This window comes from Microcoleus sp. S36a_B3 (assembly GCF_036700745.1).
GTDB lineage: Bacteria > Cyanobacteriota > Cyanobacteriia > Cyanobacteriales > Microcoleaceae > Microcoleus.
Window position 1 is genome coordinate 17587 of sequence record NZ_JAUBPN010000021.1, and the last position, 20516, is coordinate 38102.

Here is a 20516-nt window from a genome sequence, read left to right on the forward strand (position 1 = left end):
TACTGACTACTGACTACTGACTACTGACTAATGACCAATGACCAATGACTCCCCTACATCGGAATACCAATCGCAAACTCTGTCCCCGATTCTAGCGAAGACAAACATTCCAAAGTTCCCCCATGTTTTTCAGTCACTATCTGATAGCAAATAGACAGTCCCAATCCCGTACCTTTACCTTCTACTTTCGTTGTAAAAAACGGCGTAAACAATTTTTTTCTTACAGCTTCCGGCATTCCCAGCCCGTTGTCAGCAATCCGAATCACAATCTTGTCAATTATTTCCGGTTCTTTCTCGTAAACTACCGCCGTAGAAATTAGAATTGTATTCGGATTTTCTTCAATTTCAGCGTAAGTTTTTCCCGCGTTAGCTTCTTCAAAAGCATCGATCGCATTAGCAATCAAATTCATAAATACTTGATTGAGTTGTCCGGGATGGCATTCTAATTTTGGTAAATCACCGTAATGTTTAATAACTTTAATAGCCGGCCTGTTATTTTTCGCCTTGAGCCGGTGAGACAAAATCATTAAAGTAGTTTCCAGGCCTTCGTGGATATCAACTGCTCTTTTGTGCAGAGTGTCGGTGCGGGAATAGTTGCGTAGAGATTGCATAATGTCGCGGATGCGATCGATTCCCATCTTCATTGACTCCGCAGTTTTGGGCAAATCAGCTAATAAATACTCTAGCTCTATCGATTCAATTTCCTGTTCAATTTCTGTTCCCGGTTCGGGAAATTTTTCTTGATAAAGATTCACCAAATTAATTAAATCAGCAATATATTCTTGGACGTAGTGCAAGTTCCCAGAAATAAAGCCAATAGGATTGTTCACTTCGTGAGCAACTCCAGCAACCAGTTGTCCGAGTTGCGAGATTTTTTCAGTTTGAACTAATTGCGCCTGAGTCTTTTGCAGTTCCATCAATATGTTTTCTAAATTTTCAGCTTTCTCTCTCAGTTGAGTTTCTGATGTTTGCAAAGCTTGTTCCGCTTGCTTGCGGTGACTGATATCGCGACCAATTGACAAAGCATGGGGTTTCCCTTTGTATTCAAAAAACTTGGCTCTTATCTCAAGATCGAATTCTGTACCGTCTTTTCGCAGCACCACAGTTTGACAATAAAATTCTTGGCGCGAGATGATGGTTGCGATAAACTCATCGAACAGATGTACGTAATTTGGGTGCTGGACATCGAGGGGACTCAAGCTCAAAAATTCCTCCCCAGAATAACCGTACATTTCGCAGACTACCGGGTTGACTGCCACAAATTTTCCGGTTTCCAAATCTACTAAGGTAAGTCCGTCTGCTACGCTCTCAAAAATAGTGCGGTACTCTTCTTCTTTTTGGGCGAGTTCGACTTGGGATTGTTGTAAATTTTCTAGGGATTCAGCTAATTGGCGGGATTGATTTTGTTCGCTAGCGTACAAGCGCGCATTTGCAATGGCAATTGCTGCTTGTGCGGTCAACATTTCCAAAAGTTTTAACCCTTCTTGGGTGAAGGCTCCGGGCACGAAGTTATTTTCTAAATAAACTATACCGATCGACTTTCCTTGATAGACTATTGGTGCGCACAAAACCGACTTTGGTTGATAATGTTGAATGTAGGTATCAAAGTGGTAAAGTGTTTCTTTAGCTGCATCGATTAGCACCAGCGGTTCCTGAGTTCTAGCGACGTAATTAATGAGGGAAATAGGAACTTGGCAGTTGTTTTGGATTTGGTGCAATTCTTCAAATATTGCATAATCGGGCCGATCGCTATCCGACACTTCAACAAACAAGTACCCGTCTCGTTCTAAAAGAATGCAGCCGGTTTGGGCTCCCGCATTTTCTAAAATAATATGCAGCAGTTTTTTTAATAATTTTTCTAAGACAATTTCGCTAGAAATAGCCTGGGAGGCTTTAATTACTGTTTTTAAGTCAAAAATGTTGACATCAGCGGCTGTATTTGCAGTTCTAGTTATCGTTGTCGGAGCATCGCTGATTTTGTTAAACCAATCGAGATAAAATTTTTCTAGTCGATCGACTTTGGCAGTTGCACCCCACTCTAGATAGCAAAAGCGAGCGTCATTGAGATATATTTTAGCGAGATTGTAACGATTTTCTGCTAGATAAAATCGGGAAGCTAATTCATTGGCGAGGGCAGCATTTTGGACGAAGCCATGTTTGAGCGCGGAGGCGATCGCCCGATCGTAATATTGTGCTGCTGTGTAGCTGTCTCCTGACAACCTCGCGATTTCTGCCTGAATTAATGAATATTTGTGCAGGTAATTTGCAGGGGAATGCTCTGCAAAATCTCGAAATTGGTCTCGACTAATATTGAGCTGTTTTCGGTAGAGCTTGGACTCGATATCGTTGGCTGTTGTGCAAGCAGCAGCTAGGGCGATCGCGTGATGGAAGCAAAAAACGGGATTGACAAAATGTCCTGCGCCGCCTTTCAAAAATTCTGCACCTGCGAGGGCATATTCTAATGCCCGATCGACCTCGCCAAACCAATTAGCTAGGGTGAGCTTGTAAAGATAAATTACAAAAGCAGTGGTAAGATCGGCAGAGGAATTCGCGAATGCTAAAAGCTGCTGTTCGTCGATGAAGGTTTCCGGTTCTAGGGCGGTTGCTGCTGGGGTGGTGAGTTGGGCGATCGCATTTTTGGTCAGCAAGTGATAAGCTAACATATTGCGATCGATCTTTGAGAGCACGGGAATAAATTTATCAGCAATTTCCGTAGATTTAGTCAAAGATTCGTTGCCAAAAAAGCCGATCCAAAGATAATTAATCGAAGCGTATCCCGACCATTGATAAGCACCTGTTTCTAAACCGCTACTGAAAGCTTTTAGTATAAAAGGCTTGCACTCATCAAGATATTTCATGTAATGTAAAGTTAAAGCCCCCCACATATGGAAAATACCAGCACCTAACTCTTTATTATCCCAGCGTTCGTAGAGGTTGAGCGATAGTTTTCCGGCGCTGCTACCAGCCTTGATTTCGCGATATTTGTTGACCAAAGTAAAGGCGTACAAAGTGTAAGCAAAGGCGGAAAATTGAGAATTGCCGTACAGTATGCTCGTTTGCACAAACTTCATCGCGCAGAGATATTGAGCGTTGGGACTGGTAAAATAGGCGATCGGGAAAAGTTCTTTCAAAATCCGGTGAGCTGCCAGTTTGAGCGGATCGGTAAGTTCTGGTAAATATGCCAATCGATCGATCGAGCCGCCAATCATCCTCTTCGTCTCGACTAATTCACTGGCTAGAAAATCATCATCCGGGTACGGCTCAATCTCAATCCCCAAAGAATTTAAGGATTCAATCGCTAACTGATAAGCAGCAGATAAATCATTCTTCATCCGCAGACAAATTATTTTTAATTCTGCGATCGAACACCGTTCTAACAAAGTCTGAGATTGGGGTAAAATCCTGTCAAAAATAGCTAAAGCTGCATCATTTTTGCCATTCAAATATTCCGCTTTACCCCGTTCTAAATGTAGCCTCAAACTCAAGGGATAATTATCTTGCCAACTTGACACCGGCAAACAGTCGCACCCAGCTTGAAAAAAAGTAAGTGCATCTTCAAAAGCCGAAGCAGCTTTGGCAGTTTTCCCTGCTTGTAAATTTAATGCTGCTAATTCATAAAGTTCTTCAACATCGACAATCAACCCGCGAGCCAAGTTCAAATGATTGACAATATAAAAAATCTGTTCTTGGCGTTGGGCTTCATTGCTTAAGGTTAACAACAAACGTCCCAGCTTCCAGTGCACAGATTGTTTTTGCGAGTCAGGAATCATCACGTAAGCGGCTTGTTGAACCCGATCGTGTAAAAATTTATAGCGCGCTTTGTCGGCTATTTCTCCCAAATTATTTAATTCCTGCTGCTCAAATACTTGCGGTAATCGGTAGCCACAACCTAGAGGCAAAATCAACCCTACTTCCAACGCTTCCCACAAATCTTGTGCTGTTTGAGTCAAAGATTTTTCGCTCAATACTGACAATATATCTAAACTAAATTCGTTGTCTGTACAAGCTGCCAACTGTAAAAGTTTCTGAGTTGGTTCTGACAAATATTGAATTTTCTTCACCATTAAATTAACCACGTTCTCCGAAATGTGTTGCTGTTTAAGTTCTTCGATGTTCCACTCCCATTCGCCATAGGTTGGGTTAAACACTAGCAGTTTTTCATGATATAATGAATTCAATAATTGCTTTACAAAAAATGGGTTGCCGTTAGTTTTTTCTAAAAGTAATTTGGCAAAATCTGCCGCTTGTTTGCACTCGCATTTTAAAGTTTCCGAAATTAATCGGTTTACATCATAAATTGCTAAGGGTTGCAGCCGAATATTGGTCGTCGGAATTCCTGTTTCCATAATTGCCTCATTTGCCAGCACAAACGGATGCGTCGGGCTTACTTCATTATCTCGATAAGCAAGAATTAGCAGAAAGTAAGGGTTTTTTGCAAAGCTATTTTTTTGGTATAAATTGATTGTTCCAGCATCCATCCACTGACAGTCATCGAAAAATATTACTAAGGGATGTTCCGCAGTGGCAATTGCTTGAAATAACTGCTGAATCACTCGGTAGAAGCGGTTTTTAGATTCAACTAAACCAAGTTTTGGTGCGTCTGGTTGCTCGCCCAAAATCAGTTGTAATTCCGGGACGGCATCGATCGCAACTCTGGCATTTTTTTGCAAAGCGTTGAGTAAATCTTTTCGCCATTCTGCTAGCTGATTTGGGGGTTCCATCAAAATTTGCTTAACTAAGTTACGCATAGCTTGAGTGAGACAAGCATAGGGAATATTTCGCTTGAATTGGTCAAATTTACCAGAGGTGAAGTAGGCACGCTGCCGCGTTAAATTGGGGATAATTTCATGGACTAATGCAGATTTGCCGATGCCGGAGTAGCCGCTTACTAGGACAATTTCACTGCTGCCGTTGCTGACGCGACTGTACACTTGTAATAGTTGTGCTATTTGCGTTTCTCGTCCGTAGAGTTTCTTAGGGATTGACAACTGACTGAGAGTATCGACTTGTCCGGGAATAAAGTTAACAATTGTCCCTGACTTCTCGATTTGATTTTGGCAGCGTTCTAAATCTGCTAACAATCCTGTAGCTGTTTGATACCTGTCTTCAGCATTTTTTGCCATAAGTTTTGCCACAATTTGGGTCAAAACAGGGGGAATTTGTGGGTTGAATTGTTGTATGGGAAGGGGTTGTTTGGCAATGTGACAGTGTACGATTTCTAATGGGTCGCTGCTGGTAAATGGTAATTGTCCTGTCAGCAGTTCGTAAAAGGTGACACCGAGAGAGTAGAAATCGCTGCGGTAGTCTAGAGGGCGGTTCATCCGCCCTGTTTGTTCTGGCGACATATAGGCCAGAGTTCCTTCTAGGCGATCGGGATTTTTTAAGTTTGTTTGTTCTTTTCTTAACCGCGAAGCGATGCTAAAATCAGCAATTTTTATTTGCTTAGTGTGGGGATTTATGATAATGTTATCAGGTTTAATATCTTTGTGAATGACTTGATTTTCATGCAGAAATATCAAAGCTTTGGTGATGGGCACGACTGTGTTAAAAAAATCGACAAGGGATAATTGGTAATTGGTGGCACTCGCTGGTGGACTATTTGTTTGCCCTGCGGCACATTTTAGCCGATCGCCTAGGGTGTTTATCCATTGTTTGAGGGAGATTCCTCCAATATCTTCTAATACTAATACTAAGTGATTTTGATGCGTTTCGAGTCTATAAATTTTGATAATATACTGAGAATCGAGATGTTTGGCGATATTATATTCGTGTTTGAACCTGGCAATCTGTTCGAGGGTAGGATAGTCAATTTTTAAAATCTTGAGAATAACTAACTGTTTTTCGTCTGTCGATACTGCTCGGTAAATAACTGTGTTAGTTCCTTGGTGAATGAGTTCTTGTAAGTTGTAACCCGAAATTTCCGAAGCTGGCAGCATAGTCGATCCTTCCCAGTTTATAATTCAGTTCTTATTCTAGAATTTGACATCTCGATCCAAGATGAAAAGCGGGCGATCGCCTGGCCGCAAACAAGCAGGTTTGAAAGATATATCGATCGCCAAATTTAAAAATTACTTACGTATTTACAGGTGTTTTTTATGTTCCCGGACGTAAAACAAACCGATTTCTACGAAAAATAGTCGATAATTCCGAGAGATGCTTGACGCAGAAACCGGGTTTTTGGCCCCGCGTGCGTCTGGGATTGTTTAAATAGACTTCTCCAAGAATGGTTGTAAATCAGGCTCTTCGAGGCTGTTCTTTAAATGCTGTTCTGGAGATTTCTAATAAATCGAGCGATCGGGAAATTGCCGCTTTTGATTTTTCATTTTTGTTGTGTAAGTGTTGCAGGCTTTACATTAAATCTTACAACATCGCGCCGATCGCTGTAAATTAAGTTTATTAAAAATTAATAATAAAAGCCATAGGGTAAATAAATAGATTGTGATTGCGAGGAAAAGGAAAGCAATCGCAGAAAGATTGTATTTTTACAGGAGTCGAGCCGGACTGCTTTACCTGCATAAAAAATCAGATTGATAGATGGTTGCAATCTGGAGAATTTACTGAGATGTAAACTGTCGTTTTTTAGTGACGGCTGCGGAAATTACTTATATCAAAACTCTTTTTGTAGCAATACTTCGGACAGTTTTAGGCAGGATCGAGTATCTGAAACCCATGCTGGCTATAGTGCGGACTATTTTTTCAAAGTTTAAGTTTAGCCTTAAGTTTGAAAAAAAGATTAAAAATGCGAAGGCTTGCACTGTAAAGCTTACAGAAACTTTAAAAAACTGTCCGAAGTATTGTTTGTAGGGTGTGGCGGCAAAGATTGAGCAGATTTGCTTAAAAACTGCGTTTCTCAGTTTTAGGTGCGTAGGTGTCGATCGACTAACTCGATCGCCCGATGCAGCTTAACATAAAAAAGTTTTCAGCGCCGAACCAGCCTCCTCCTCTAGCCTTCTCACCCTCAACCCTCACCCTATGAAATACACCTTTCAGGTGATGCGGCAGGCGCGGTGTTTATGTTTAGGATCGAAAGTATAGAAGCAGATTCAGGACGCGCTGGCTTTGTTAAACCCGGTGTTTAGGCAAAATTTCGGGTGTGGCGCTAGCGATGCTGGCGAGAATAAAGTTGGAAGGCGCACCAATCTTGATATCGCGTTTGTTCGATTAACCGCAATAAAATGCGATCGCGCGTGGGGACTTGCGGGCGTACTACAAACCATTTTTGTTGTGGTAATCGACCAGACATGATGTGATATCAATTCCGGTTGCACTCCTACATGATGTTAACGGTTAACGGTTAGCGGTTAACGGTTAACAGTCAACAGTGAATTTACTCTGCCGATGAAAAGAGGATTTGATATGAGACACTAAAAGTCGATCGAATCTGTTGAGACACTGCCATCGCCAGTGTTGATTCGCCAAAACTTGAGGATGCAAATGTTTCGCCCGGAAAAACTTTTTTACACAAAAAATACTCAAAGCTAGAGGTTACAAAATCGATTATGTCACTTAAAACTCGCATGAATTCTACCGAAGCTATCGCCAACCACCCGCAACTGCAATTAGGTTCTCAAGGTAAAGCCGTGTTGGAACTAGAACAACTGCTAACCAAGCTGCGCGTTTACCGGCAGCCTGCAAAAGGAATTTTTGACAAAGCAGTGGAATTTGCTGTGAAACTATTTCAGTTTCGGGTTTTCTTGCCGCCGGACGGTATTGTCGGGCCGCTTACTTGGCAGGCCCTTGATACTCAATCTCCGGTTAATATGCCGGTACTCAGATTCGGCAGTTCTGGGGAAGCAGTCGCTACTGTTCAGGAAGTTTTGAGGCTTTCCCAGCACTACAGTGGTGAAATTGACGGCCAATTTTATACTTTGACAGAGAACGCTGTTCGCGCATTTCAAAAAAGCTTTGGGATTGAGGCCGACGGGGTTGTCAACCGAGAAACTTGGACTGCTTTGAGTCAAATTCCGCGCGGTTATGACCCTCAATGGTTCTTGACTTAGGCTTGGTGCAGTAAATGGTGCGATCGCCCGTAGAGAGGAAATTGGGGGAATATGCGATGCTGCGGGTGCGCTAGAAACACCCGAAGCATTGCGTTTTTATTGAGCTATTATTTGGGGAATTTGTATTTGATAATTCTGTTTTCTAAGTTGGGAAAAAATTACAAATTATCAATTATTAAATACTAATTAGCAATTATCAGAAAAGATCGATCGCCCAAAAACTGTTAACTTTCCTTACAATTTTGAGAACAGCGCGCAGTCTGAATGATAGGATGCCGTAAAATCCTTTGGATATATCTATGGCAGAAGAACTGACTGGACAACCCCCAATCTTCGGCGGCAGCACCGGCGGCTTGCTGACCAAGGCGCTAGTTGAAGAGAAGTATGCTATCACTTGGACTAGCCCCAAGGAGCAGGTGTTTGAAATGCCTACAGGTGGCGCTGCGATTATGCGTCAAGGCGACAACTTGCTGTATCTGCCCCGGAAGGAGCAGTGCATCGCTTTGGGCGGCCAGCAACTGCGGGCGAAATTCAAAATCTCGAACTACAAAATCTACCGCGTATTTCCCGACGGTTCTAATGAGTACCTGCATCCCAAGGATGGCGTGTTCCCCGAGAAGGTGAACGAAGGTCGTCCCTACGTCGGTAAGATTGACCGCAATATCGGCAGCAACCCTAATCCGATTAAGGTGAAGTTCACCGGTAAGAAAACCTACGAAGTTTAGGTTTTGAGCCAATCGCTGAGCTTGAAAAGGTAATAAGGCCCCAAAAGCTCAGTTAAGACCGATCGCCCGCAGGCCCCCCAAACAAAAAGGAGAAGAGTATTCTCTTTCCTCCCCATTTTTTTTGGTAATTGAGGGCGATAGAGACTGGAGAGTCTCAGTTTTGCTTTGTAGTGCTGTCCTCGATCGCTTGGTTCTACAAGCAAGCGGGGACAGCATTATAATAAAAAAAAGGCTTTTTCCCAATGCAGGAGATGCTCCCATCGAGACTCCGATCGAAGCAATATTTTTTAATAACTTTAGGGTTGATCTGACAGCAACGGGCCGCGCCCAACTGCTGCTAACTTCAAATATAATTAAAACTTAATCATTAATTAAAAATGAATGTCGCAATCAGGCGAGCAACACCAAGTGATATAGATGTTTGCGCTGGCATTAATTATGAAGCTTTTAAAGATATTTCCGATCGCCATTTCTTCCCTCACACAGATTTTATGACGCAGGAGTTGTCAACTGAGATTATTAGCCTTTTTATCGAAAGTCCGGTTTTTTTTTGCATCGTAGCTGAGAGTGATGGTGCGGTTGTCGGCTGCGGTTTTATGGACGAACGCAACCCGATTCGCGGTATTGGGCCCGTCAGTGTCGATCGCGCTTTTCAACGCCGCGGCGCGGGACGAGAAATCATGAAAGCCTTGCTGGATCGAGGAAAAGACGCAGAGGGCATCCGTTTGGTGCAAGAATCTTTCAACATGGCTGCGCTGTCGCTGTACGCTTCTCTGGGTTTTGAGGTGAAAGAACCTTTCGTGCTAATAGAGGGGAAGTTTCGCAGCCAACCGCAATATGGGTTTGAGGTGCGGCCGCTGACTGCTGAGGATGTGGGCGAATGTCAGGCTTTGTGCGAAAAAGTATGCGGGTGCGATCGAACTTCCGAGATAGAATACGCCCTGAATCACTTTTCCCCCTTCGTTGCTTGCCAGCAAGGTCGGATTGTGGCTTATACTTGTGCGGTATCAGCTTTGGGCCACAGCGTCGCCCACACCGAGGCAGATATGCAGGCTTTGCTCTTGGGGGCTGCTGCGTACAGTTCCGAAGATGTGCTGGCTTTCCACTTGCCACTGAGATATGCAAGTTTGTTTCGCTGGTGCTTGAAAGAAGGACTACACGCCGTCAAACCGATGGCGGTGATGGCAGTTGGCGAGTACCAGCCGCCGCAGGGATGTTGGTTTCCGTCTTTTGTTTATTGATTGTAAGTAAATCCACTTAATTAAACATACAATATGTATAGATCAAAAGGTTAGTGTGTATTTCTTCTTTCTTCTTCTTCTTCTTCCTTCTTCCATCTTCCTGATGACGTTGTACGGAAAGCAGTTGCCAGTTGTCAGTAGTTATTTGTCAGTTGTCAGTTGCCAGTTGTTACCAATAACAAATAACAAATAACAAATAACAAATAACAAATAACTACTGACTAATGACTAATGACTAATGACTAATGACTTCTTCCATTTTCCTTCTTCCTTTTACTTTATGATGTTTCCCGACTTCTCACAATTTTCAGAACTGGCTAAACAAGGCAATTTTGTGCCCGTGTATCAAGAATGGGTTGCTGATTTGGATACGCCAGTGTCTGCGTGGTATCGGGTTTGTGCCGGTCAACCCTACAGTTTTCTGCTGGAGTCGGTGGAAGGTGGGGAGAAAATCGGGCGTTATAGTTTCTTAGGGTGCGATCCGCTGTGGATTTTGGAGGCTAGGGGATCTCGCACAACTCAAGTTTACCGCGACGGTTCCCAAAAAGTATTTGCCGGCGATCCGTTTGCAGCATTAAACGAGTGTTTGCAGCCCTACAAACCAGTAAAATTGCCACAATTACCACCGGGAATTGGCGGGTTATTCGGTTTTTGGGGTTACGAGTTAATTAAGTGGATAGAACCGCGAGTTCCCGTGCATCCGGCTGCAGAAAACGATTTGCCGGATGGGTTGTGGATGCAGGTTGATAATTTGCTGATTTTTGACCAAGTGAAGCGGAAAATTTGGGCCGTAGCCTATGCGGATTTGCGGGAGGTTGGCGTTGATTTGGCTGATGCTTACGGCAAAGCGTGCGATCGCGTTTCTCACTTAGTAAATAAGCTGCAATCCCCGCTTTCCCAGCAATCTACTCTCATAGAATGGACTCCGCCGAGGGACGATCAAGATGTCGGTTCTACAAATGAAAATACAGAATTAGCTTACACCAGCAATATCACCCGCAACAAGTATTGTGAAAATGTCTTAAAAGCCAAGGATTATATCAAAGCCGGAGATATTTTTCAGGTGGTAATTTCCCAGCGGCTGGAAGCAGAATATAGCGGCGATCCTTTTGCACTTTACCGCTCTTTGCGATTGATTAATCCTTCTCCGTACATGGCTTATTTTAATTTCAGAGATTGGCAGATTATCGGTTCTAGTCCTGAGATTATGGTGAAGGCAGAAAATACTGCCGACGGCAAAAAGATTGCAACTTTGCGGCCGATTGCCGGCACGCGCCGCCGGGGCAAAACTCCCGAACAAGATGACGCTTTGGCTGCCCAATTGCTGCAAGATCCGAAGGAAATTGCGGAACACGTCATGTTAGTTGATTTGGGTAGAAATGATTTAGGCAGAGTGTGCCGCAGCGGTACTGTAAAAGTTGATGAATTAATGGGAATTGAGCGTTATTCTCACGTGATGCACATTGTGAGCAATGTAATAGGAGAATTGGCTGAGGATAAGACAGCTTGGGATTTGTTGAAAGCTGGTTTTCCTGCGGGTACGGTTAGCGGTGCTCCGAAGATTCGCGCGATGGAAATTGTGCACGAGTTAGAAGGTTGCCGTCGCGGCCCCTATTCTGGGGTTTACGGGTATTATGATTTTGAAGGACAGTTGAATAGTGCGATCGCAATTCGGACTATGGTTGTTCGTTCTTTAGATGGAAATAAGCATTCAGTTTCTGTGCAAGCCGGTGCTGGTTTGGTGGCAGATTCTAACCCGGATCTGGAGTATGAAGAAACTCTGAATAAAGCCAGGGGAATGTTGCAGGCAATTCGCTGTTTGAAATAGCAAGTTATAAGGACTAAAGCATTGGTGTCAACAATCGCCTAAAACTCTTTTTAACTCTCGTTTAGACGCGAGGCCTGATCCCCCTCGCATCCCCCTTAAGAAGGGGGACTTTGAGCACACTCCGGTTCCCCCCTTAAGAAGGGGGGCTAGGGGGGATCGAGACTCGGCTATCAACGAGAGATACAAATGCTTTTAGTCTTAAGCTGACACCAATAGATATAAAGTCCTGACTACAAATACTATCAAAAGAGGGAACTATGAATTTTTATATAGTTGATGTGTTTGCCGAGTCAAAATATGCTGGCAATCAGCTAGCTGTATTTTGCGGCGCTGGAGTTGCCGAGCTCTCAGAGGCCGAAATGCTGCTGATAGCGAGGGAAATCAATTATTCCGAAACCACGTTTATTCGATCGCCCGATCGGCGAAATAACGGCTACGACGTGCGGATATTCACGCCCAAGAAGGAATTGCCCTTTGCCGGCCATCCGACGTTGGGCACTGCGTTTGTGTTGCAGCAAGAGATAATTGGCGAAAAGGTCGATCGAGTAATTCTCAATCTAGCCGTCGGTCAAATTCCTGTCACCTTTAATTATCATAATCAATCGGCAGATATTTTATGGATGCGACAAAACCCGCCAACATTCGGTCAAGTTTTATCAGCCGAAACTCTCGCCAGCATCCTGAATTTAGAAATCGATGACATTGATGCAAAATTCCCGCTTCAAGAAGTTTCCACCGGAGTGCCGTTTATCATAGTACCGTTAAAAAACCTCGCAGCGCTCAAAAAAGCTCTAGTCAACCCAGACAAATATTTTGAACTGATTAATCACACAGAAGCCAAAGAAATTTTAATTTTCTGCCCGGAAACCTACAGCGACATTAATGATTTAAGCGTCCGAGTTTTCGCCCCTTCCCTAGGAATTCCCGAAGACCCGGCGACGGGCAGTGCCAATGGCTGTTTGGCTGGATATTTGGTAGAATATGGTTATTGCGGGGAAGCCAAGATTGATGTGAGAGTAGAACAAGGTTATGAGATTGGCAGACCTTCGCTGCTGCTATTGAAAGCTCAAAAAAATCAGGAAGAAATAGAGGTTTTGGTTGGTGGTAAGGTGGTGATGGTGGCGAAAGGAGAATTTATTTAGATTTATTAATGCGAAATTCTTAACTCCAGGTGAACGCAGATATAGCCTAGTCTCAGAAATATGACATACTCTCCGGCATAGGGCATTCCTCACCACGCGATCGAACCGCTATCTACCAATTTTAAAAGTTATACAACAGTATTTGTAGGGTGCGTCGCCATAGATCGTCCCCCAAAAAAATCGAAAATCTCCAAGCGACGCACCTCCTCAACAATATTTGAGCAAACAACTCTCTGTTTCACTCTGCCCAAAAGTTATATTTGAGCAAGATTTTTTTAAATTGGTATTATTCAACAGCAGAGACTTTTATTTACCCGGGGTGAACTTGTCAGCACTCAAATAGTTGGGCTTAATTTTAGTATGCCCGTCAATGAATTGCTAGCCTAAAAAAATGAGTTCAATTTAATTATTTTTCATCAAAATTGCTGAATATGAGGTAGCTCACATTCAGTGCGGCGTGTTATTGTTATAGTGAAAAAGTCATCCATACCAAATCCTTTCCCATGCTGCAAACATTTTCGCGGATTTTAAATGTATCCCCCGAGGATTCTGAAGCCATGCTTTCGCTTCCCTTAACTACCTTGCTGGAATCACCGGAGTTAAATCAAGTTTTGGGGAGTCTCGATACTGCTTTGCTAAAAGAAACTTTACCCACTGCTGGAGCTGTTTTAGCCAAAAAGCTGCCGCCTTTTTACGACTGGTTGCAAACAGAACTAGGAATTCAAAATGTCCCGGACAGTCCCGATCATACTACTAAATGGGTAGTGGATTTTTTGAAGAATCAAGAAAGTTTAACTCGTTTAGTTGAATTGCACAAATCGATTCCCAGCAAAGCATTAGAAAGATCGATCCCTCGCTTAGTTAGCGCTTTTGATGAGGTTGAACCCATCGCCGTTAAGGAAGAGTGGGAAAAAGCGATCGCAGCCCTTTGTCTGGTACTCGCCGTCGCAGCGCGGGAAAATCAGCCCTCTGCTACCTGAAGCAATTTGGTCTGAGTTTAAACAAAGCGACTTTTTCGGAAAATTTGCAATTGAGCCCGATCGATCTGAACGACTACCGGCTTTTTCTTGTTGAGGACGATCGCATTATGCCGATTTAACAACAGCCACTGGGCAAATATTGCCATCAGGACTCGTCTTTTGCGAAACTTACGTTCAAAATGAGCCCTTCGGACGATCGCCTCTTCTAGCTTGTAACAACAGTTTTCCCCTTTCTGGGAAATCACAAAAATTGTTCCCGGTATGTAATCGCCTTCATTTGCCCAGAAAGCATACCTTTCGCCTAAAGTAAAGTAGTGAAAAACATTGTTAGCGGTGGAAGTTTGAGCTAACTTTTCCGAAACGCCCACAGAATTAAAACTTACAGTACATCGCAGATAATTCGGGTATTTTGCTGCAATTTGCTGAGCAACTTTGCCGCCCAAACTTTCTCCGATGACATCCGGCGGATTTCCGCTGTGAAATTGCTGTTTTATCCAATCAATAGCACCCGCAGTTTTCGCCGCTTTTAACTGGCGTTCTAGTTTTGCCATAAATACATCGGGCGTATCTTCCAAAACGCGCTCGAAAGGATACCAAGAACCGTAGCCGCGAATCACGAGCACGGGCGGATTGTTCCCAGAAACGGGAAGGCGACTTTCAGCATAAAAACCAGTACCAGAGTCTTCAAAGACTTTTTCTATGATATAATTTCCATCCACAACTTGCCCTAGCTGGTGCCGAACGTAAATTGACGGATTGCTGGGTTTGAAAGTATCGTGTAGTTGGGGTTTGGCAAACTTTTCGTAGATAGCATCTAGCAAGTGCCTTCCTGTAGGGCGATCGACAAAATCCAATTGTATTGATCCGTACTAAACTAAAAACAATCTAAAAAAGGTTAATAGTCAGGACTTTAGTCCTGACTATTAACCTTGTGGAATTCTTACAAAACTCGCAAGGTACTCGCAATACTATCGACAGCTTCCATCGCCCGAATTTCAGCAAGCGCTTGCTGAAAATTACCTTCCTTCACATCGTGAGTCACCACCACAATTTCTGCTAAATTGCCGTGAATTCCAGTTTGCACAATGGACTCCAAACTAACTTTGTGGTTGCCAAAACAAGTCCCTAGTTTACCAATTACCCCCGGAGAGTCGCGCGTCAGAAAACGGGCGTAAAACCGAGTCACAAGTTCCTGCATTTCAGCAATTTTGCAGTAGTGTTGATGAGTGCAACTCAGCAAAGGATGGGGAATCGGAACAGTTTCGGTTTTCAGGATTGCCGCCACATTCAAAATATCCGATACCACCGCGCTAGCTGTGGGCCCCGCGCCCGCACCGCGCCCGTACAGCATCAATTGCCCGATCGCATCTCCCTCGATTAAAATTGCATTATAAACACCGTTGACACTCGCCAGCGGATGAGTCTTCGCCACCAAAGTAGGATGCACTCGAATCGAGAGGAGTTCCGCTTCTTCATCCCCATTTTGCTTGGAACTTTGGGATTTTTCCTCAGCAATAGCCAACAACTTAATCACAAATCCTAGCTTATCGGCATAGTCAATATCCGCCGCACTAACTTGTCTGATACCTTCGCAGTGAACATCGGCTAATTTGATGCGTCCGCCAAAAGCTAGCGAGGCTAAAATAGCAATTTTATCAGCCGCATCTAATCCATCTACATCCGCTGTAGGGTCAGCTTCAGCATAACCTAATTGCTGAGCGTCCGCGAGCACTTCGGCAAAGTCTGCACCTTCACTCTGCATCCGCGTCAGGATGTAATTAGTTGTGCCGTTAACGATGCCTGTGACAGTTTTGATGCGGTTTGCACCTAAAGATTGTTTGAGGGTTTGAATGACTGGAATTCCGCCGCCTACAGCAGCTTCTAACATTACATAAACGCCTTTTTCGTTAGCCGCGTCGAAGATTTCACTACCGTAGCGGGCGATAACTGCTTTGTTGGCGGTGACTACGTGCTTCCCGTTGGCGATCGCTTGCAGAATGAGCGATCGCGCCGGTTCCAATCCCCCAATCAGTTCTACTACAATATCAACTTTCGGGTCAGTTGCGATCGCCTCTAGGTCAGTTGTCAGCACATTTTCTGGCAATTGTAAAGACCGAGTTCGAGAAATATCGCGCACTCCCACCCGATAGATTTCCAATTCCTGCAACAGCGGATGGCGATCGTCTCGGGAGAGCAAAATCTCTGCAGTTCCCGCGCCAACTGTACCCAAACCTAGCAAACCAATTTTGAAAGCCACGACTTTGACCCGTTGAAACTCACTTAATCTACAATCATTGTATGACAACCGGGCATTCACAGAATAGCGAGAGCCCCGACTTATTAAATAAGCTGGGGATCTGCATGACTAATGAATCCAGAATTTACACAGCAATTTAAAGCTCCGCATCCATATCTGCTCCCATTTCTCGCAGCCTCTGCGCCAATCTTTGGGCACGCTGCCTTTCTAAATTAACTTGCTGTTCTAGCTGTTGATTCTGCTGTTCTAGCTGTTGTCGCCGTACAGATTCTTCTAGAATTAAATCTTCGACTAGCGGCGGACACAGCACTTCATCCACTGATAAAATAAATTCAGCGAACTGTACGGACTGAACAAGCTGTCCCGGCAAAAATTCCTGGTGAGAATAACTGCTTTCATTTTCGGGGCGGCTGCATACTCGTATTTTCGGTCGATTGGGGTCTACAATCCAATATTCGGGGATATCAATTAAATCGTATTCTGCCCGCTTGCGGATGTAGTCGTCCCGCCAATTTTGACTGGTAACTTCAATAACTAACAGCGGTTTTTCTTCAAAGTCCAGCACTGTGGAACCAGGTTGCGCGCAGACTTCCACAAACTCCGAGTGCAAATTACCACATCAGCAATGCGGGAAGAGTCTTCTTCAGTTCGGACTGCAGTAGTCACAATTGCAACTAGCGGTAGGTTGTGTGCTGCAAAGAAGCGCCGGAACTGGTAAACCAAAAACTCGCAAATTTTGATATGTATTGCTGTGGGTGTTGGCATTTCGATGAGATGTCCCCGATATAATTCATAACAAACACCTGATTCTCCCTGATAGTTCAGATATTCTTCAAAGGTCAGTTTTTTGGTAGAAGTTATAACCATGTCAGTTATCTCCCTTTTTCGGTGAGCTTACTGTCTATTTTACACTTGTATTGGGTGAATCTGCCCCTGAATAGACTTGGATTGCATTCATTTACTTTCCTATCTTGAAATTATCTGCGTTAATCTGTGTTTATCTGCTTTGCATCTGCGGTTGAAGGATCCATCGAAGATTTATGCAATCTTGTTTAATGCTGAAAACTGTTTCACAAAAAAATGTAGGGCGAGCCAAAGCCCGCCCTACTATTCAAATTAAATCAGGTAACACATTAATATGTTTCAACGTGCCAGCGATGCTGTTTTTTCAACTGTTTTTGATAGCTTGTCCAGTCAACGTCGTGCTTGCTAGATGCAGCAGACATTCCCTCATCAATTCCGCCTTCCATTCCCTTCAAACCACAGATGTAAGTGTGAGTTTTCGGCTTTTGAACCAATTCCCACAATTCGTCTGCGTTCTCTTTAATCCGGCTTTGAATGTACATCTTGCCGCCGTCAGCAGTTTTTTGCTCGCGGCTGATGGCATAAGTCAAGCGGAAATTATCGGGGAACTCGCGCTGCAATTCTTCCAACTCTTCCTTATAAAGAATGTTGGGAGTGTAAGCAACTCCAAAGAACAGCCAAGCTAAACCTTTGAATTTGTAATCGGGATTGTTTTCTTTGAACATCCGCCACAAATAAGCGCGGAAAGGAGCAATACCCGTACCGGTAGCCATCATAATTACGGTGGCATCTTCGTCTTCTGGCAAGAGCATTTCCTTGCCTACCGGGCCGGTGATTTTGACATTATCTCCAGGTTGCAAACCGGTGAGAAAAGTCGAACAAACACCGAACACTTGTTCGCCAGTTTCTGGGCTTTTGTACTCTAGGCGGCGGACGCACAGAGAGACTGTTTTGTCGTCTACATCGTCTCCGTGACGGGTGGAGGCGATCGAGTAAAGCCGAATTTTGTGAGGTTTGCCGTTTTTATCCGTCCCATCAGGAATAATCCCGATACTTTGACCTTCGAGATAGTGTAACTTGCCTCCAGAAATGTCAAATTTGACGTGGCGGACTGTGCCTTCGCCGCCTTCTCTGACCAATTCTTCTGTAGAAATGCACTTACCAATATAGGGATTGGCCGGCTTGTAGAGGTTAACGGGAACCTGAACTTTTTCCTTGGCTTGAGTCATGGGCTTAGCTTTTTCTCCAGATTTCTGACTCTGTAGCCCTGCTTCTGGTGCAACTTTGCTATGAGTTTCGGGAACGCCGTTTAATGGGCGGATGCTGACGATTTTGCCACCCATGCGAGCAATTCTCCGCATTTCCTGATTCATGCGATCGTAGGGAACGGAGATAAACACGCTACCGCTACGGCGAATCGGGTGATTTGTTTGGTCAGTTGCTTTGCTCTGACGCATACCCTCCACTTCGTATACAAAGATGCGGCTGCCTGATTCTGAGTTGGCCGCTACACCAGATATGCTTGGGCTGTACATTTGTTGCTTGTCCTTCACGATACAGAGTTATAAAGAAAGAGAATGTGACGTTAGACTCAATTTACTTTTTTCTTAAGGCCATCTGAACTAATTGGCCGCGCCAATCTTTGGGCTTCGCCGTTGCGGGCGGGCGTGTCCCTTTTTGGTCGATCGCGCCTCCAGTTCCCCATCAGCCGAACATCACGCCGGCTATAGAGTCCGGCTGCGTTCAGGTGTTGACCTATAGCTATTGTTGTCTGCGTACTGCCAATATTTTACCCGATCGCGGGATCTGCCCCGATCGCTCCTTCTGATTTAGGGATTCGACAGAGGCCGATCCCGCGATCGGGAGAGGATTTCACTTATCAAAGGGAATACGGCATGGAAATATAAAACTTATAATAATGAAGTAAAACTTAAAGCACGATTTGATTAAATCACGTTGAGCTTGTAGTGGGCGGACGCATTCTGGTAAGATTAATCACTAAAGTTAGCATTAATAGCCAAAAAATTGGGGTACGATCCCATCCTATAAGGCAGGCGAGCAGGCAAGCCCGATCGGACGGGAATCGTGATGGAACTATATATTGTTGATTCGCCAGATGTAAAAATCCCGTCTCAACTCCATAGTCCAAAAAATCTCAAATAGGTTGAGGCATCAACCTAGAGGCGAGGCAAGATCGGACAAGCTGTGCTTGCCAGAAGCTGTTTGAATCCACAATCCCCATGCCTGCCAGGGATCTGGAGTATGTCAATTGCCTTCAAGATTGCTTGGGTCTTCCCTCGCAGGCAGTCAACTGACTCCTGTATGCTGGTGAGTGCTCGATCCGATCGGGGTAGCAACAAAATCGCACAAAGCCGGCACGCTACCTGTGGCCTTAAATTTTGTGGAATCTAGACTTGAGTTAGTAAACAGTGATTTTTTTAGAGGGAAACTATGACAAGTAAGCCGGATCGCGTGGTTTTAATTGGCGTAGCCGGAGACTCCGGGTGCGGAAAATCTACTTTTTTGCGCCGATTGACAGATTTGTTCGGGGAAGATTTCGTGACTGTAATCTGCCTCGATGACTATCATTGTCTCGATCGCAAGCAGCGCAAGGAAACAGGGATTACCGCCCTAGACCCCAGAGCTAACAATTTTGACCTGATGGCCGAGCAAATGAAGGCGCTCAAAGAAGGTAAGGCGATCGACAAACCGATTTACAACCACGAAACCGGTCTGCTCGATCCTGCTGAGCGGATAGAGCCGAATCACATCATCGTGATTGAGGGGCTGCACCCCCTTTACGACGAGCGAGTGAGAAATCTCATCGACTTCAGCGTCTACCTCGACATCAGCGACGAAGTTAAAATTGCTTGGAAAATCCAGCGCGACATGGCGGAACGGGGCCACCGTTACGAAGACGTGCTGTTTGCGATCAACGCTCGCAAACCAGATTTCACCGCCTACATCGACCCCCAAAAGCAATATGCTGATGTGGTAATTCAAGTATTGCCGACCAACTTGATCAAAGATGACAAAGAACGGAAGGTTCTGCGCGTCCAAATGATCCAACGCGAAGGCATCGCCAATTTTGAACCTGCGTATTTGTTTGACGAAGGTTCAACAATTAACTGGGTTCCTTGCGGTCGCAAACTGACTTGTTCCTATCCCGGAATTAAGATGTACTACGGCCCAGACGCTTTCTACGGCCAGGAAGTCTCGATTTTGGAAGTAGACGGTCAGTTCGAGAATCTCGAAGAAGTTATTTACATCGAAAGCCATTTGAGCAAGACTTCTGCGAAGTACGAAGGCGAGTTAACTCACCTGTTGCTTCAGCACCGCGAATATCCTGGTTCCAACAATGGAACTGGTTTATTCCAAGTGTTAGTGGGATTGAAGATGCGGGCGACTTACGAGAAGTTGACTGCGAAGGAATCGAAAGTGGCTGTTAGTGTTTAGAACCCTGATATGAAAGGTTTGAGAGGTGCAATTGCGCCTCTTTTTTTTGTAAGAAAATGAACTGCTCCAGCGCCAGAGGGCGC

Annotated in this window: 14 protein-coding genes; 7 read left to right on the forward strand and 7 right to left on the reverse strand. The window is 44.3% G+C overall.

The features are described from left to right. Positions 1-53: 53 nt before the first annotated feature. Positions 54-5936 carry a protein kinase domain-containing protein gene (locus QUA01_RS20350; RefSeq protein ID WP_333092363.1) on the reverse strand — a complete coding sequence of 1961 codons (5883 nt, stop codon included), beginning with the start codon at positions 5934-5936 and terminating at the stop codon, positions 54-56. 1163 nt (positions 5937-7099) lie between these two features. Beyond that, positions 7100-7243: a hypothetical protein gene (locus QUA01_RS20355; protein WP_333092362.1), complete on the reverse strand. Its 144-nt coding sequence runs from the start codon at positions 7241-7243 to the stop codon at positions 7100-7102. A 256-nt stretch (positions 7244-7499) separates the two neighbouring features. On the opposite strand from QUA01_RS20355, the gene QUA01_RS20360 reads away from it, so the two are divergent. The 6 genes from QUA01_RS20360 to QUA01_RS20385 all read left to right on the forward strand — a co-directional run bounded on the left by QUA01_RS20360 (position 7500) and on the right by QUA01_RS20385 (position 13916). Continuing rightward, the gene (locus tag QUA01_RS20360) at positions 7500-8000 is read left to right on the forward strand and encodes a peptidoglycan-binding domain-containing protein (protein ID WP_333092361.1); all 501 of its coding nucleotides are present in this window, start codon (positions 7500-7502) and stop codon (positions 7998-8000) included. Positions 8001-8299: 299 nt separating this feature from the next. Next, complete coding sequence (locus QUA01_RS20365; RefSeq protein WP_194012030.1) at positions 8300-8725, forward strand: photosystem I reaction center subunit II PsaD; 426 nt, start codon at positions 8300-8302, stop codon at positions 8723-8725. A gap of 377 nt (positions 8726-9102) precedes the next feature. Further along, positions 9103-9966, forward strand: coding sequence for a GNAT family N-acetyltransferase (locus QUA01_RS20370; RefSeq protein WP_333092360.1), 864 nt, complete (start codon positions 9103-9105; stop codon positions 9964-9966). A gap of 280 nt (positions 9967-10246) precedes the next feature. Continuing rightward, entirely contained in the window at positions 10247-11794 is a 1548-nt protein-coding gene (trpE, locus tag QUA01_RS20375) for an anthranilate synthase component I (protein WP_333092379.1), read from the forward strand. 257 nt (positions 11795-12051) lie between these two features. Beyond that, positions 12052-12936, forward strand: a complete 885-nt coding sequence (locus QUA01_RS20380; protein WP_333092358.1) for a PhzF family phenazine biosynthesis protein — start codon at positions 12052-12054, stop codon at positions 12934-12936. A 503-nt stretch (positions 12937-13439) separates the two neighbouring features. Further along, positions 13440-13916, forward strand: coding sequence for a hypothetical protein (locus QUA01_RS20385; RefSeq protein ID WP_194065605.1), 477 nt, complete (start codon positions 13440-13442; stop codon positions 13914-13916). Between the two features lie 17 nt (positions 13917-13933). Here QUA01_RS20385 and QUA01_RS20390 read toward each other — a convergent pair whose 3' ends face one another. From QUA01_RS20390 to petH, 5 genes are all read right to left on the reverse strand, one after another. Next, on the reverse strand, positions 13934-14770 hold the full coding sequence (locus QUA01_RS20390; RefSeq protein WP_228049684.1) for a hypothetical protein: 837 nt from the start codon (positions 14768-14770) through the stop codon (positions 13934-13936). 86 nt (positions 14771-14856) lie between these two features. Continuing rightward, positions 14857-16173, reverse strand: a complete 1317-nt coding sequence (locus QUA01_RS20395; protein ID WP_194065604.1) for a homoserine dehydrogenase — start codon at positions 16171-16173, stop codon at positions 14857-14859. A 136-nt stretch (positions 16174-16309) separates the two neighbouring features. Next, on the reverse strand, positions 16310-16738 hold the full coding sequence (locus QUA01_RS20400) for a Uma2 family endonuclease (RefSeq protein WP_333092355.1): 429 nt from the start codon (positions 16736-16738) through the stop codon (positions 16310-16312). Continuing rightward, the gene (locus QUA01_RS20405; protein WP_333092354.1) at positions 16708-17040 is read right to left on the reverse strand and encodes a Uma2 family endonuclease; all 333 of its coding nucleotides are present in this window, start codon (positions 17038-17040) and stop codon (positions 16708-16710) included. The genes QUA01_RS20400 and QUA01_RS20405 overlap by 31 nt, the downstream gene beginning before the upstream one ends. 266 nt (positions 17041-17306) lie before the next feature. Continuing rightward, positions 17307-18512 (reverse strand): ferredoxin--NADP reductase, encoded by a 1206-nt coding sequence (petH, locus tag QUA01_RS20410; RefSeq protein ID WP_333092352.1) that lies wholly within the window; start codon positions 18510-18512, stop codon positions 17307-17309. A 916-nt stretch (positions 18513-19428) separates the two neighbouring features. Between petH and QUA01_RS20415 the strand changes: the two genes are divergently transcribed. Continuing rightward, a complete protein-coding gene (locus QUA01_RS20415; protein WP_194065601.1) occupies positions 19429-20433 on the forward strand; it encodes a phosphoribulokinase in 1005 nt (334 codons plus the stop codon). Positions 20434-20516: the final 83 nt, after the last annotated feature.